This is a genomic window from Azospirillum doebereinerae (assembly GCF_003989665.1).
GTDB classification, from domain to species: domain Bacteria; phylum Pseudomonadota; class Alphaproteobacteria; order Azospirillales; family Azospirillaceae; genus Azospirillum; species Azospirillum doebereinerae.
This window is the reverse complement of the sequence record NZ_RZIJ01000009.1, coordinates 131,688-145,009: the sequence shown is the minus strand read 5'-3', so window position 1 is coordinate 145,009 and position 13,322 is coordinate 131,688. Positions and strand designations below refer to the sequence as shown.

Sequence of the window (13,322 nt, the reverse complement as noted above, 5' to 3'; positions counted from 1 at the left end):
GCGTCATGAGCGACGGTGGAAACGGCGGGGCCAGCCTGCTGCTGGTCGGCTGCGGCAAGATGGGCGGCGCCATGCTGGACGGCTGGCTGGCCTCCCGCATCGCGTCGCGGGTGGTCGTGGTGGAAAAGTCCGGCCTGCCGGATTCGCTGGCCGGCAACCCGCTGGTCAGCGCCGCGACCGGGCCGGAGGATCTGCCCGCCGGCTTCGTCCCCGACGTCGTCGTGCTGGCCGTCAAGCCGCAGGTGATGGACGGGGCGCTGCCCGCCTACCGCGCGCTGGCGCGTCCGGGCACCGTCTTCCTCTCCATCGCCGCCGGCAAGACCATCGGCTATTTCGAAGGGCCGCTGGGCGGGGAGGCGGCCGTCGTCCGCTCCATGCCCAACACCCCGGCCGCCATCGGGCGCGGCATGACGGTGGCGGTTCCCAACGCGCGCGTCACCCAGGCGCAGACCGCGCTGTGCGACGCGCTGTTGCGCGCCGTCGGCGACGTCGCCTGGATCGCCGACGAGGCCCTGCTGGATCCGGTCACGGCGGTGTCGGGCAGCGGTCCCGCCTACGTCTTCCTGCTGGTCGAGGCCATGGCCAAGGCCGGCGAGGCGAGCGGCCTGCCCGCCGATCTGGCGATGCGCCTCGCCCGCGCCACCGTGTCGGGCGCCGGGGAGTTGCTGAACCGCTCGCCGCAGGAGGCCGCCGACCTGCGCAAGGCGGTGACCAGCCCGAACGGCACGACCCAGGCCGCGCTCGACGTGCTGATGGCCGGGGACGGCTTGCAGCCGGTCCTGACCGCCGCCATCGCCGCCGCCACCCGGCGCTCGAAGGAACTGGCCGGCTGACATGGAGGCGCTGAGCCCCTCCGCCCGCCGCGTCCAGGATCTGCTGGACGCCGCCGGGCTCGGCCACCGGGTGGTCGAGCACGCGGGCAGCACCCGCACCTCGGAGGACGCCGCCGCCGCCGTCGGCTGCGCCGTGGCGCAGATCGCCAAATCGCTGATCTTCCGCGCCAAGGAGAGCGGCCGTCCGGTCCTGGTGATCGCCAGCGGCGCCAACCGGGTGGACGAGAAGGCGGTCGGCCGGCTGATCGGCGAGAAGATCGAGCGTGCCGACCCCGATTTCGTCCGCGAGTCCACCGGCTACGCCATCGGCGGGGTCTCGCCCATCGGCCACGCGGTGCCGCCGCTGGTGCTGATCGACGCCGACCTGATGGCCCTCGACAGCCTGTGGGCCGCCGCCGGGACGCCGAACGCGGTGTTCCGCCTGACCCCGGCCGATCTGGTCGCGTTGACCGGCGGGCGGGTCGAGGCGATTCGCAAGGGGTGACGAAACCCGGAACGCACCCCACCTTATAAGCCGGTGAACAACCGCGAGGGTGGGCGCGATGTCCGAGGCTCCGCAACACACGCCGTCCAACGGCGACAGGCCAAATCCCGAGACGGATCCCGACGCGCTCGACCGTTCGGTCGCCACGGCGGCGATGCGGCTGGCCGCCGAAAAGGGCTGGAACCACGTCGGCCTGCTCCAGGTGGCGCGGGCGGCCGGCGTGCCGCTCTCCGCCTTCCACCGGCGCTACCGGGGGCGGGCCGATCTGCTGGCCGCCGTGTCGCGGGTGGCCGACGCCACGGTGCTGGCCGGCGACACGCCCGCCGATCCCGCCGAGAGCCCCCGCGACCGTCTCTTCGACATCATGATGCGCCGCTTCGACGCGCTGCGGCCCTTCCGCGAGGGCTTGCGCGCGGTGCTGCGCGACCTGCCGGGCGAGCCGGCGACCGCGCTGGCCTTCCTCTGCCCCTTCGGGCGCTCGATGGCCTGGATGCTGCGCGGCGCCGGGATCGACCCGGACCGGCGCGGCGGCTCGGCGCAGGTCGCCGCGCTGGCCGCCATCCAGGCGCGCGTCCTGCGGGTCTACCTCGACGACGACAGCGCCGACCTGTCGCGCACCATGGCGGCGCTCGACACCGAGCTGAAGCGGGCGGAGCGTTGGGCCGCGACGTTCTGCCGCTGGGGCGGGAAAAATTTCCGGACGCCGGAACCTTCCACCGCATCAACTGGTTGAGTTGTGTCGGCTCTTTGTTTTACGCCGAAAGGAATATGTTGCGTCGCAAAAGCGCGTTGACTAACTTTTTGGCACTCTGCATAGTCGGCTTCCAGAAATGTTGCGTCGCAACATGCCGAACGCTCCAAAGCGGGGATGAGAAACGATGGCCAAGTTGACCGGTAACCCCTTCCTCGAATTCGACCTGTCCAAGACCCTGGGCGACTTCAAGGTGCCGGGCGTGGACGTCGAGTCCATCATCGCCAGCCAGCGCAAGAACATCGAGGCGGTGACCGCCGCCAACCAGCTCGCCATCGAGGGCTTCCAGGCCGTCCTGCGCCGTCAGGCCGAGATCGTCCGTTCCTCGCTGGAGGAAGCCAGCGGCTACGTGAACGACGTCATCGCCGCCGGCACCCCGGAAGAGAAGGCCGCCAAGCAGGCCGACCTCATCAAGATCGCCTTCGAGAAGTCGCTGGCCAACGTCCGCGAGCTGTCGGAGCTGGTCGCCAAGTCGAACACCGAGGCCGCCGAAGTGCTGTCCAAGCGCGTGTCGGAGAGCCTGGAAGAGGTCAAGACCCTCATCTCCAAGGCCCCCAAGTAAGCGCTTTCCGCGTTTCGACCGTTTGTGGAAGGGCCGCCCGCCGGGCGGCCCTTTTCGCGTTTCCGGGCCGGTGGTTTCACGCTACGCTTCCGACCTCGAACAACGTCGGGACGCAAGGCGCGGACATGACCATCGGTTACGACGATTTCGCGAAGCTGGACATCCGGGTCGGCACCATTCTCGCGGTCGATCCCTTCCCCGAGGCCCGCAAGCCGGCCTACAAGCTGACCGTCGATTTCGGCGGCGACATCGGCACCAAGCGCAGCTCCGCCCAGATCACCGCCCTTTACGCGGCGGATTCGCTGGTCGGCCGGCAGGTTCTGGCGGTGGTCAATTTCCCGCCCAAGCGGATCGGCCCCTTCACCAGCGAGGTGCTGTGCCTGGGCGTGCCGGACGCGGACGGCGCGGTGGTGCTGGTCGGCCCCGAGCGCGCCGTGCCGAACGGCGGGCAGCTCTACTGAGGTCCCCGCTTCCCGGACGGGGGCAGCGACAAAACGAAGCAGAGCGATTCTAAGCTTCCGATTCTCCCAAGGAATCCAACGCTTAAGCATCAAATTTATGACGGATTTTACCAAAATCCGTGATTTCTCCCATCCCCGCCCCGATGCTATGCTTTCGACATAGAACGAATACGCATCGGTGGTTGAGGGGGTGGTCCTATCATGAACGCGTTCATCGGAAAATGGTCGATCTCGACGAAGGTCACGGCCCTCAACCTGTTGGGAATGCTGTTCCTCAGCACCGCCATCCTGTTCGCCATCGCCCAGGTCATTTCCCGCGACCTGGAACGGCAGGCCATCGACATGCAGCGCCTCAGCATGGACATCGCCTGGAGCTCGCTCCAGGAAGGCGGCCATGACTTCTCGGTCGCCGACGGGGTGCTGAAGCTCGGTTCGTCGACGCTGAACGACAACAACGCGGTGGTCGACCGCATCAAGCGCATCACCGGCGGCACCGCCACGATCTTCCAGGGCGACACGCGGGTCGCCACCAACGTGATGAAGCCGGACGGCACGCGCGCGGTCGGCACCACGCTGGCGCGCGGCCCGGCCTACGACGCGGTGATCGGGCAGGGCGCCAGCTACCGCGGCATGGTGACCATCCTCGACGAGGCGTATTACGCCGCCTACGACCCCATCAAGAACCGCCAGGGGCAGGTCGTCGGCATCCTCTACGTCGGCATCCAGAAGAGCCAGGTCTTCGCGACCTTCAACGACAGCATGCGCTTCGCCACCCTGCTGGTGGTGCTCTGCGCGCTGGTGCTGGCAGTTCCGGGCTATCTGGTGCTGCGCCGCCTGCTGCGGCCGATCGGCCAGCTGACCCGCGCGATGGACGCGCTGTCGGCCGGCGACCTCGCCACCCCCATCGCCGGCACCGAGCGCCAGGACGAGATCGGCGTCATGTCGCGCTCCGTGGTGGTCTTCCGCACCGGCATGGCCGAGGCGGAGCGGCTGCGCGCCGAGCAGGAGAACCAGCGCATCGAGGGCGAGGCGCAGAAGCGCCGGGCGCTCCAGACCATGGCCGACACGGTGGAGCACGAGAGCCGCGAGGCGGTCGATCTGGTCGCCCACCGCACCCAGGCGATGGACCGCGACGCCGAGGCGATGGCGCTCTCGGCCGGGCTGGTCGGCGCCAACGCCCAGAACGTCGCCGCCGCCGCCCAGCAGGCGCTCAGCAACGCCCAGGCGGTCGCCGCCGCCGCCGAGCAGCTCTCCGTTTCCATCGACGAGATCGGCGCCCAGGTCGGCCACGCCTCCTCCGTCACCCGCTCGGCGGTCGACGCCAGCCAGCGCACCGAAAACACCATCGAATCGCTGTCCTCGGCCGTGGGCCGGATCGGCGACGTGGCCGGGCTGATCCAGGGCATCGCCGCCCAGACCAACCTGCTGGCGCTCAACGCGACCATCGAGGCGGCGCGCGCGGGCGAGGCCGGCAAGGGCTTCGCCGTCGTGGCGACCGAGGTGAAGAACCTCGCCAATCAGACCTCGCGCTCGACCGAGGAGATCTCGCGCCTGATCTCGGAGATCCAGTCGGTCACCGCGCAGAGCGTCGCCGAGGTCCGCGCCATCAGCCACACCATCGGCGAGATCGACGCGATCTCCAGCACCGTCGCGGCGGCGGTCGAGGAGCAGGCGGCGGCCACCCAGGAGATTTCCCGCAACGTCACCCAGACCGCGTCGGCGGCGACCGACGTGTCCGTGCGCATCGACGAGGTCTCGCGCGAGGCGGCGACCACCGGGTCGCGCGCGGCCGACCTGCGGGCCGGCGCGTCGGGCGTGGCGCACAGCATCGACGAGCTGATGCATGTGCTGGTGCGCGCCGTGCGCACCGCGACCGACGACGTGGACCGCCGCCATCTGCCGCGCTACCGCGTCGAGGCGCCCTGCACGGTCGACGGGCCGAACGGCCGGGTGACGGTGCAGCTCCTCGACATCTCGCGCCACGGCGCGGCGCTGGCCGGCGCCGACAAGCTCGGCCAGCGCGGGACCCTGGCCTTCGACGCGCTGGGCGTCGCCCTGCCTTTCGACGAGGTCAACCGCGAGGAGGACGTCGTGCGGGTGCGCTTCCGCATGGAGGCGATCGACCAAGGCGATTTCGACAGCCGCTTCGACCGTTTCGAGCGCGGCATGGCAAGCCGCCGCATCGCCGCCTGACGTGCAGGGTCACAGCGGCAGGCGGATGACCGCCCGCAGGCCGCCATAGGGGCTGTCGTCGAGCGTGATGTCCCCGCCGTGGCTGCGCGCCACGTCGCGCGCGATGGTCAGCCCCAGCCCGGACCCGCCCGTGGCGAGGTTGCGGGAGCGGTCCATGCGGAAGAACGGCTTGAAGACGTCCTCGCGCGCGGCGGCGGGGATGCCGGGGCCGTCGTCGTCGATCTCGATCTCGATGGCGCCGTTGCGCCGCTCGGCCCGCACCCAGGCGGTGCCGGCGTGGCGCCCGGCGTTGGCCAGCAGGTTGGCGACGCAGCGCCGCATCGCGTTGGGGCGCAGCGGCAGGGTCAGCCCCGATTCGACCGTCAAGGTCACCTCGGTCCCCTCGCGCCGGGCGCCCGACGCCACCTCGTTCAGCAGGCGCGACAGATCGGTGGGCTGGACCGCCTCCGTCCCCTCGCCGCGCGCGAAGGCGAGGTAACCCTCGATCATCGCCTCCATCTCGGCGACGTCGGCCATCAGCTCCTCGATCTCCGGGTCGCAGCCTTCCGACATGGTGCCGATCATGTCGAGCGCCAGCTTCATGCGGGTCAGCGGCGTGCGCAGGTCGTGGCTGACGCCCGCCAGCATCTCGGTCCGCTGGGTGATCTGGCGCTGGATGCGCTCGCGCATCACCAGGAAGGCGGAGGCGGCCTGACGCACCTCGGTCGCGCCCTCCATCTTGAAGTTGGTCACGTCGCGGCCCTTGCCCAGCGCGTCGGCGGCGGCGGCGAGCCGCTTGATCGGGCGGATCTGGTTGCGCATGAACAGGATCGCCACGGCGAACAGCACCACGGCCGACCCGACCATCCACAGGATGAAGATGTAGCTGGTCGGCGTGAACAGCCGGCGTTCCGGCGACATCACCGACAGCACGCCGCCCGCCATCTGGACGCGGATCTCGTACCATTCATGGGCGACGCTGGTGTTGATGGCGAAGGGGCGCGCCACCCGCTCGTCCAGCGCCTTGCCCAGCGTGCGTTGCAGCAGGCCGCGCAGGACCGGGGGCTCGTCGGGGAGGATCTGCCCCGGTTCCAGCGTGACGATCAGGTCGGTGGTGCGCGCGGTGGTCGCCAGGACCCAGTTGCGGCCCTCCTCGCTCGGGTCGTGCTCGAGTTGGGCGACGACGGTGGCGATGTCGCCGGCCACCGCGAAGGCCAGCCGGTTCGTCACCGTGTCCCAGTGCCGGTCGTAGAAGATCCAGGTCGCCACCGCCTGGGCCAGGATCACCGGGGTGACGATGATCAGCAGCGACCGGCCGAACAGCGTGCGCGGCAGGAAACGCTTCACCCACAGCCCGCGCACCCGGCGGTCGCGCCGCAGCGCGCCGCCCGAATTGGCGGCGCCACCCGGACCGGCCCCCCCCGAACCGGCGGTGGCCGTCATGAATCGGGCCTCAGCACATAGCCTTCGCCGCGCACCGTGTGGAGGTAGCGCGGCTCGCGCGGGTCGGCCTCGATCTTGCGGCGCAGGCGGGTGACCTGGACGTCGATGGTGCGGGCGTTGCCGGCGACCTTGCTGCGCTCGGTCAGCTCCTCGCGGGTGAAGGTGACGCCGGGGGAGGCGGCGAGGATGCGCAGCAGGCTGGCCTCGGCGGTGGTCAGGCGCACGACCTCCTCGCCGGCCCGCAGCTCGTCGCGGTCGGGCAGGTAGAGCAGGGGGCCGAGCCGCACCGGCGGGGCGGGGGCCGCCGCCGCCTCGGGCGGGCGGGCGGCCTGCCGGCGCAGGATCGAGTTGATCCGCAGCAGCAGTTCGCGCGGGTTGAAGGGCTTGGCGAGGTAGTCGTCGGCCCCGGCCTCCAGCCCGGCGATGCGGTCGTCGGGCTCGTCGCGGGCGGTCAGCAGCAGGATCGGCAGGTCGCGCGTCCGCCGCAGCGACTCGGTCAGCTCCAGCCCCGATTCGCCGGGCATCATGATGTCGAGCACCAGCAGATCGAAGGCCAGACCGCCGAGCTGCGCCCGCGCGTCCGCCGCGTCACGCGCCGTGCTCACCAGAAAGCCATTGCTTGCCAGATATTTGCGCAGAAGCTCGCGCAAGCGGGTGTCGTCGTCGACGACCAGGATGTGGGGCTGGTCTTCCGTCATGGGGGGACTATAGCGCGGGCACCCATCCGGCGTATAGCGGACCGGCGCGGAAGGGTATTGGCGGATTCGTCGCGTTTCCGTGTTACACTGGTGACCGTGGGGATCACAGGAGCGATCACGATGACCAATGACAACAGGTCCAGCGACCGTCAGGACCTGGACGCGATGACCCGCGAATTCCTGGCGAAGGGTGGCAAGATCTCCCAGTGCGCGCCGGGCTCCTCGGACAACGTGGTGTACAGGAAGGGCACCTTCCGCCGCCGCCCCGCCGGGGATGGCAAGGCCGCTGCGCCGACCATCGACACCCCGGCCGCCGACGCCCAACCGGCGGCGCCTCCGCAACCCGTCGCGGCCGGCGGCGATTCCTCGGCCGCCGACTGAGTGTCCGGGCTTCCCCTGATGTAGCCAGCCGTTTGTGATCTAACGTTTGGTGGCGAGACGGGCCGGTGCGGGAGGTGTGAATTTCGCCCGGTCCCCGTCGTCCAGCATGCCCATCATGACCTTGCGGAACCCCTCCACCGCCTCGGCCCCCGCCATGCGGTAGGCGCGCGCGATGCGCTGGCGCTGGGTCTCCGACAATTGCCGTTCCAGTTCGACGCCCTTGTCGGTCAGTTGCAGCAGACGCTGGCGGCGATCCCGCGCGCCCGTCTGCTGGTCGATGAATCCCTGACGGACCAGTTCCCCCAGCACGCGCGACAGGCTCTGCTTGGTGATCTTGAGGATCGCCAGCAGCTCCGACACCGTGATCTTCGGGTAGCGCCCGACGAAATAGATGACGCGGTGGTGCGCTCGGCCGAAGCCGATCTCGCCCAGGATCTCGTCGGGTTCGGACGTGAATTCGCGGTAGGCGTAGAACAGCAGTTCCATCCCGGTGCGGAGTTCCTCCTCGCGGAGGAAGAGCTGATTCACGCCTGCTTTTAGGTCAGCCATGTTGACGCGGTTGGTTCGATTCGTTATAAATAGGTCAGCAACTCAGACATAAACAATCCTGCGACCGGACACAAGAGCAAGCTCATGAGCGGCAACCCGTTGCCGCGCGTGCACGCCCACTCTTGCCCAAAAACAAGGCGCAGCCAAGCCCGCAGCCAAGCTCCAAGGAATCACCATGTCCCTTCTGCCTTTCGACGACCGCGACGGTTCCATCTGGTTCGACGGCGCCCTGGTGCCGTGGCGCGACGCCAAAATCCACGTGCTGACCCACGCCCTGCACTACGCCAGCAGCGTCTTCGAGGGCGAGCGCGTCTACGACGGCCGGGTCTTCAAGCTGACCGAGCACAGCGAGCGGCTGGTGAACTCCGCCCGGCTCCTCGGCTTCGAAATCCCGTATTCGGTGGCGGAAATCGACGCCGCCACCCGGCAGACGGTCGCGGCGGCGGGCTTCGCCGACGCCTATGTCCGGCCGGTGGCGTGGCGCGGCAGCGAGATGATGGGCGTCGCGGCGCAGGCCAGCCGCATCCACCTCGCCATCGCGGTCTGGCAGTGGCCGAGCTATTTCAGCCCGGAGGCCAAGATGGCCGGCATCCGCCTGACCTGGGCGCCGTGGCGCCGCCCCGCCCCGGACAGCGCCCCCACCGCCTCGAAGGCATCGGGCCTCTACATGATCTGCACCCTGTCCAAGCACGAGGCCGAGGCGCAGGGCTACCAGGATGCGATCATGCTGGACCATCGCGGGCATCTGGCGGAGGCGACGGGGGCCAACCTGTTCCTGGTCATCGACGGCGCGCTGCACACCCCGGCGGCGGACTGCTTCCTCGACGGCATCACCCGCCGCACGGTGATCGACCTCGCCAAGGCGCGCGGCATCCCGGTGGTGGAGCGCCACATCCCGCCCGAGGATCTGGCCAAGGCGCAGGAGGTCTTCCTGACCGGCACGGCGGCGGAGATCACACCGGTCAGCGAGATCGGCGAGCACCGCTTCACGCCCGGCCGGGTTTGCGAAACGCTGGTCGCGGATTACGACGCGCTGGTGCGGAAGGGCTGAGGGGCGGGTTCTGTCGTCACGATCCTGAGCGGGGGGCAGCCCTGCGTGCCCCCTCCCCATCCCTCCCCCGCCTGCGGCGGGGGAGGGGGCCGGACCCTTGCCAGAGTACGGCGAAGTTCCCTCTCCCGCCGCGGGCGGGGGAGGGTTAGGGAGGGGGCAACCGCAACCTTGCGGTCCGCACAACCGCCACGCTCCCCGTCGTCACCGCGCGTGCTGGTCGAGGAACTGCCGGCACTGGTCGAAATCCCGCATGCAGGGATCGGGCAGCGCGATCCCCTTGCGCTCCGCGAGGCTGCGGGCGAAGGCGACCATCTTGTCGGTCGGCTCCCGGCGCCGCGCGGCGCCGGACGCTTCCCCGGCCGCCGATGGGGCAGGGGCGGCCTCCACATTCATCGGCGCCGCCTCCACCGCCGTCGCGGTCTTGGTCTTGGTCTTGCGCGCGCGGCGCGGCTTCGGCGCGGCGGCATCCCCGCCCCCCGCAACCGCTCCACTTGCCGCCGCCTTGGTCCGGCTGCGGCTTCCCGTGGCGCGGGGCGCCCCGGTGGCGCGGCGCTTGGTGAAACGGGCCTTCACCGCCGGCACGCCGAGATCCACCGTGCCGCCCCGGCTGCCCAGCAGCACGCCGATCAGCCGCCCGGCCTCGCCGGCGATGGCGTCGATGACCGCGCGGAAATCGGCGCGGCCGGTGACGACCTCGTCGAGCTTCATCTCCCACAGCGCCGTGGTGCCGGGATCGACCAGCGCGGGGGCGGCGGCGCGCAGGGTCTCGAACAGTTGCAAGCCCGCCGGGGTCGGCATCAGCCATTTGCCGTCGGCGTCCAGCAGGTTCTGCTTGCGCAGCCCCTTGATGACCTCGGCGCGGGTCGCCGGGGTGCCGATGCCCTTGGCCTCCTTCAGCCGGTCGCGCAGGGCCGGGTCCTCGACGAAGCGCCACGCGTTCTGCATGGCGTCGACCAGCGTGCCCTCGTTGTAACGGGGCGGCGCCTGGGTGCGCTTGGCCTCGACCTTCGGGTCGGACAGGGTGGCGGGCTCGCCGTCGGTCAGCGGGGGCAGGGTCTGTTCGGCCTCCTCCTCCGGCTTGCCGCTCTCGCTCTCAGCGGAGCCGAAGGCCGCCTTCCAGCCGAGCTTCAGCGGGATGCGGCCGACCGCGCGGAAGGGCACCGGATTGCCCTCCACCGGCACCGCCATCGCGACGCTGGTCTGGCGGTACTCGTAATCCGGCATGACGGCGGCGAGGTAGGAGCGGCAGACCAGCGCGAACAGCCGTTTCTCGTCGTCGGTCAGCCGGGACAGCCGCGATTCCAGGTCGTCCAGCACGTTGACGTTGGGGATGACCGCGTGGTGCGACACGCCTTCCAGCGCCTTGTCGCAGAAATGCCCGGACTTGCCCTTGCGGATCACCGGCCGCCCGACGTCCATATGGTCTTCCAGATGGGCGAAGCCGCGCAGCCGGGTCAGGGCGCCGACGATGGCCGGCGCGTCGCCGATCTGGTTTTCCGACAGGTAACGCGCCTCGGCGCGCGGGTAGGTGATCAGCTTCTTGCCGTCGCCGTCGTAAAGCTCCTGCGCCACCGACAAGGTACGGTCGGCGGTCCAGCCCCAGCGCTGGCCGCAGGTCTTCTGCAACGCCGGCAGGTCGTAGAGCTTCGGCGGCGCCTGCCGCTTCTCCTCCACCGTCACCGACAGCGGCCCGCGATGCTGGTCGGCGGCCTTGGCGATGGCCTCGGCCCGCGCGCGGTCCTTGATGCGGTCCTTGGGCGCGGGCGCGTGGCGCATCGTGAAGGCGCCCCCATCGACGGTGGTGCCGGCGGTCGCCGTCGCCACGATCTCGAAATAATCCTCCGGCTTGAAGTTCCGGATCTCCAGCTCGCGCAGGCAGACGATGGACAGGGTCGGCGTCTTGACCCGGCCGATGCCGATCACGCCCCGCGTGCCCGGCGCCAGCAGCGTCTTGGTCGCGGTGCGGGTCAGCGACAGGTTGAAGATCTGGTCGGCCTGCTGGCGCGCCACCGCCGCCTCGTAGAGCGGGCGCAGCTCGTCGTTCGGCTTGAGCTTGGCGAAGGCGTCGCGCAGGGTCTTGGGGTCCTGCGCCGTGAACAGGGCGCGCTGGACCCGGCCGCGATAGCCGACATGCTCCAGGATCTCCTGGCCGATGAGCTGCCCCTCGCGGTCGCAGTCGGTCGCCAGGATCACATGGTCGCACGCCTTCAGCGCCGCCTTGATCGCCTGGAATTTCGCAGTTTTGTTGCCGCCGCTGTCCGGCTTGGTCGGGTAGAGTCCGTCCGGCTTCAGCAGGGTGGGCGACCAGCGCTTCCACTCGGGATCGACCTCGTCGGGCTCGGCCAGCCGCAGCAGATGGCCCTCCGCCGGCAGGATGCGGCCGTAGCGGTCGCCGAACGCCGCGCGCAGGTCTTTCGCCTGACTGGATTTTTCGGTGATGATCAAGGTCGCCATGACGGAAAGGATACCGATTTCGTGAAAACGGATCAAGAACACAGGCGCCGTCCGGTTGCGGTTTTTCCCGTTTCGTTCGCGTTGCTGGTCGCCGTCCTGACGCTGGCCACCGCCTCCATGGCGAGCGCTGCGGAGCGTCCGCTGCTGCCCGGTGTCGGGACCGACGACCGCCGCGTTCCGGTGCCGGTGGAGGAGGCGCCGTGGCGCAGCCTGGTGCGCGTGCAGACCAATCTGGGCGGGCGCTGCACCGGGGCGCTGGTGGCGCCGCGCCGGGTGCTGACGGCGGCGCACTGCCTGTTCAACGCGCGGACCCGCCGCTTCTTCCCCGAATCCTCGCTGCACGTGCTGTTCGGCTACGCGCGCGGCGACTACAGCCGCCACGTCACGGTGACCGCCGTCGCCACCGATCCGGCCTACGACCCGGCCGCCGCCCGTCCCGACACCGCCGCCGACTGGGCCGTGCTGACGCTGGCCGAGCCGGCCCCGGCCGCCACGCCGCCGCTGCCGCTGGCGGAAACCCTCTCGGTCACCGGCACGCCGGTCATGCTCGGCGGCTACAGCCAGGACCGCGCGCAGATCCTGATGGCCGACCGCGACTGCAAGGTTCTGGGCGCCGGGAGCGGGCTGATCGCGCACGACTGCGACGCCACGCGCGGGACCAGCGGCGGGCCGCTGCTGGTGCGCGACGGCGCCGGCTGGGCGGTCGCCGGAGTCGGGGTCGCCGCCGGGCGGGGGCCGGAACGCCGCAATTTCGCGGTGCCCACCGCCCGATTCCGGACGGTTTTGCACGGACAGGCCGCTGCGGGGCAGCCCTGAGTGGCGATCCCGCATTTTTTTCTTCGCGCGGGCGCGGGAATGGCATAGAGGTACGCGCGTCTCAGCCCCGGAACCCGGAGTCTTTCCGTCATGTCGATTCAGCGCTTCCACACCGGACCGCGCATGAGCCAGATGGTCGTCCACAAGGACACGGTCTATCTCGCCGGTCAGGTCGCCGATCAGCCGACCCCGGACGTCGAGCAGCAGACCCGCCAGATCCTGGCCCAGATCGACGGCCTGCTGGCCGAGGCCGGCTCCGACAAGAGCAAGCTGCTGGCGGCGACCATCTACCTCGTGGACATCGCCACCTTCGGTGCGATGAACAAGGCTTGGGAAGCCTGGGTCGACGCGGCCAACCCGCCGGCCCGCGCCACGGTCGAAGCCAAGCTGGCCGCGCCCGAATATCTCGTTGAAATCCAGGTCACCGCCGCTAAGTAAGTGGCGGAAACGGGGCAACCCGGCAGCCTCGGTTGGGGTTATGCCGGCGTGGCCCGACACACTCGTGAGGGCCTCGCTCTTCCTTATTCCGGCGGGATCGCCCGCCGGTTTACCGAATGTTAATGACGCCTTAACGGTTCGCCCGTAAAACCCCGACCAACCTCTGCCGCCGAAGCGGTCGACCCCGACGGGTCGCGCTTCGGTTGCCGCGTACCTGCAATGGAACTGC

Annotated in this window: 14 protein-coding genes; 10 read left to right on the top strand and 4 right to left on the bottom strand. The window is 70.1% G+C overall.

All coding sequences use genetic code 11. From position 1 onward, the window contains the following. Positions 1–5: 5 nt before the first annotated feature. The 6 genes from proC to EJ913_RS13435 all read left to right on the top strand — a co-directional run bounded on the left by proC (position 6) and on the right by EJ913_RS13435 (position 5,284). Positions 6–833, top strand: coding sequence for a pyrroline-5-carboxylate reductase (gene proC, locus EJ913_RS13460; RefSeq protein ID WP_126998629.1), 828 nt, complete (start codon positions 6–8; stop codon positions 831–833). 1 nt (position 834) lies between these two features. After that, positions 835–1,317 carry a YbaK/EbsC family protein gene (locus EJ913_RS13455; protein WP_126998627.1) on the top strand — a complete coding sequence of 161 codons (483 nt, stop codon included), beginning with the start codon at positions 835–837 and terminating at the stop codon, positions 1,315–1,317. A gap of 58 nt (positions 1,318–1,375) precedes the next feature. Further along, entirely contained in the window at positions 1,376–2,050 is a 675-nt protein-coding gene (locus EJ913_RS13450; RefSeq protein WP_126998625.1) for a TetR/AcrR family transcriptional regulator, read from the top strand. Positions 2,051–2,195: 145 nt separating this feature from the next. Further along, the gene (locus tag EJ913_RS13445; protein WP_126998623.1) at positions 2,196–2,630 is read left to right on the top strand and encodes a phasin family protein; all 435 of its coding nucleotides are present in this window, start codon (positions 2,196–2,198) and stop codon (positions 2,628–2,630) included. Positions 2,631–2,755: 125 nt separating this feature from the next. Beyond that, entirely contained in the window at positions 2,756–3,091 is a 336-nt protein-coding gene (locus EJ913_RS13440; RefSeq protein WP_126998621.1) for a tRNA-binding protein, read from the top strand. 201 nt (positions 3,092–3,292) lie between these two features. After that, the gene (locus tag EJ913_RS13435; protein WP_126998619.1) at positions 3,293–5,284 is read left to right on the top strand and encodes a methyl-accepting chemotaxis protein; all 1,992 of its coding nucleotides are present in this window, start codon (positions 3,293–3,295) and stop codon (positions 5,282–5,284) included. 9 nt (positions 5,285–5,293) lie between these two features. On the opposite strand, the gene EJ913_RS13430 is transcribed toward EJ913_RS13435, so the two are convergent. Next, positions 5,294–6,706 (bottom strand): ATP-binding protein, encoded by a 1,413-nt coding sequence (locus EJ913_RS13430; RefSeq protein WP_126998617.1) that lies wholly within the window; start codon positions 6,704–6,706, stop codon positions 5,294–5,296. Continuing rightward, positions 6,703–7,404, bottom strand: coding sequence for a response regulator (locus tag EJ913_RS13425; RefSeq protein WP_126998615.1), 702 nt, complete (start codon positions 7,402–7,404; stop codon positions 6,703–6,705). Before EJ913_RS13425 ends, EJ913_RS13430 begins: the two co-directional genes overlap by 4 nt. A gap of 120 nt (positions 7,405–7,524) precedes the next feature. Between EJ913_RS13425 and EJ913_RS13420 the strand changes: the two genes are divergently transcribed. Further along, the gene (locus EJ913_RS13420) at positions 7,525–7,785 is read left to right on the top strand and encodes a hypothetical protein (protein WP_126998613.1); all 261 of its coding nucleotides are present in this window, start codon (positions 7,525–7,527) and stop codon (positions 7,783–7,785) included. A 39-nt stretch (positions 7,786–7,824) separates the two neighbouring features. Here EJ913_RS13420 and EJ913_RS13415 read toward each other — a convergent pair whose 3' ends face one another. Beyond that, positions 7,825–8,334: a MarR family winged helix-turn-helix transcriptional regulator gene (locus EJ913_RS13415; RefSeq protein WP_126998611.1), complete on the bottom strand. Its 510-nt coding sequence runs from the start codon at positions 8,332–8,334 to the stop codon at positions 7,825–7,827. Between the two features lie 175 nt (positions 8,335–8,509). Here EJ913_RS13415 and EJ913_RS13410 point away from each other — a divergent pair, with 175 nt between their 5' ends. Then, positions 8,510–9,385: a branched-chain amino acid aminotransferase gene (locus tag EJ913_RS13410; RefSeq protein WP_126998609.1), complete on the top strand. Its 876-nt coding sequence runs from the start codon at positions 8,510–8,512 to the stop codon at positions 9,383–9,385. 201 nt (positions 9,386–9,586) lie between these two features. Here the strand turns inward: EJ913_RS13410 and EJ913_RS13405 are convergent, their stop codons facing one another. Next, a complete protein-coding gene (locus EJ913_RS13405) occupies positions 9,587–11,839 on the bottom strand; it encodes a DNA topoisomerase (protein WP_126998607.1) in 2,253 nt (750 codons plus the stop codon). 81 nt (positions 11,840–11,920) lie between these two features. Here EJ913_RS13405 and EJ913_RS13400 point away from each other — a divergent pair, with 81 nt between their 5' ends. Together EJ913_RS13400 and EJ913_RS13395 are read left to right on the top strand one after the other, a co-directional pair. Further along, positions 11,921–12,655: a trypsin-like serine peptidase gene (locus EJ913_RS13400; protein ID WP_244939347.1), complete on the top strand. Its 735-nt coding sequence runs from the start codon at positions 11,921–11,923 to the stop codon at positions 12,653–12,655. Positions 12,656–12,745: 90 nt separating this feature from the next. Continuing rightward, positions 12,746–13,093, top strand: coding sequence for a RidA family protein (locus EJ913_RS13395; protein WP_126998603.1), 348 nt, complete (start codon positions 12,746–12,748; stop codon positions 13,091–13,093). The last annotated feature ends 229 nt before the right edge of the window (positions 13,094–13,322 follow it).

Bases quoted from the DNA above. Each gene is read 5' to 3' on its own strand.
- EJ913_RS13440 (WP_126998621.1), top strand. From the start codon at position 2,756: ATGACCATCGGTTACGACGATTTCGCGAAGCTGGACATCCGGGTCGGC.
- EJ913_RS13450 (WP_126998625.1), top strand. From the start codon at position 1,376: ATGTCCGAGGCTCCGCAACACACGCCGTCCAACGGCGACAGGCCAAAT.
- EJ913_RS13405 (WP_126998607.1), bottom strand. From the start codon at position 11,839: ATGGCGACCTTGATCATCACCGAAAAATCCAGTCAGGCGAAAGACCTG.
- EJ913_RS13445 (WP_126998623.1), top strand. From the start codon at position 2,196: ATGGCCAAGTTGACCGGTAACCCCTTCCTCGAATTCGACCTGTCCAAG.
- EJ913_RS13425 (WP_126998615.1), bottom strand. From the start codon at position 7,404: ATGACGGAAGACCAGCCCCACATCCTGGTCGTCGACGACGACACCCGC.
- EJ913_RS13435 (WP_126998619.1), top strand. From the start codon at position 3,293: ATGAACGCGTTCATCGGAAAATGGTCGATCTCGACGAAGGTCACGGCC.
- EJ913_RS13420 (WP_126998613.1), top strand. From the start codon at position 7,525: ATGACCAATGACAACAGGTCCAGCGACCGTCAGGACCTGGACGCGATG.
- proC (WP_126998629.1), top strand. From the start codon at position 6: ATGAGCGACGGTGGAAACGGCGGGGCCAGCCTGCTGCTGGTCGGCTGC.
- EJ913_RS13410 (WP_126998609.1), top strand. From the start codon at position 8,510: ATGTCCCTTCTGCCTTTCGACGACCGCGACGGTTCCATCTGGTTCGAC.
- EJ913_RS13395 (WP_126998603.1), top strand. From the start codon at position 12,746: ATGTCGATTCAGCGCTTCCACACCGGACCGCGCATGAGCCAGATGGTC.
- EJ913_RS13430 (WP_126998617.1), bottom strand. From the start codon at position 6,706: ATGACGGCCACCGCCGGTTCGGGGGGGGCCGGTCCGGGTGGCGCCGCC.
- EJ913_RS13455 (WP_126998627.1), top strand. From the start codon at position 835: ATGGAGGCGCTGAGCCCCTCCGCCCGCCGCGTCCAGGATCTGCTGGAC.
- EJ913_RS13415 (WP_126998611.1), bottom strand. From the start codon at position 8,334: ATGGCTGACCTAAAAGCAGGCGTGAATCAGCTCTTCCTCCGCGAGGAG.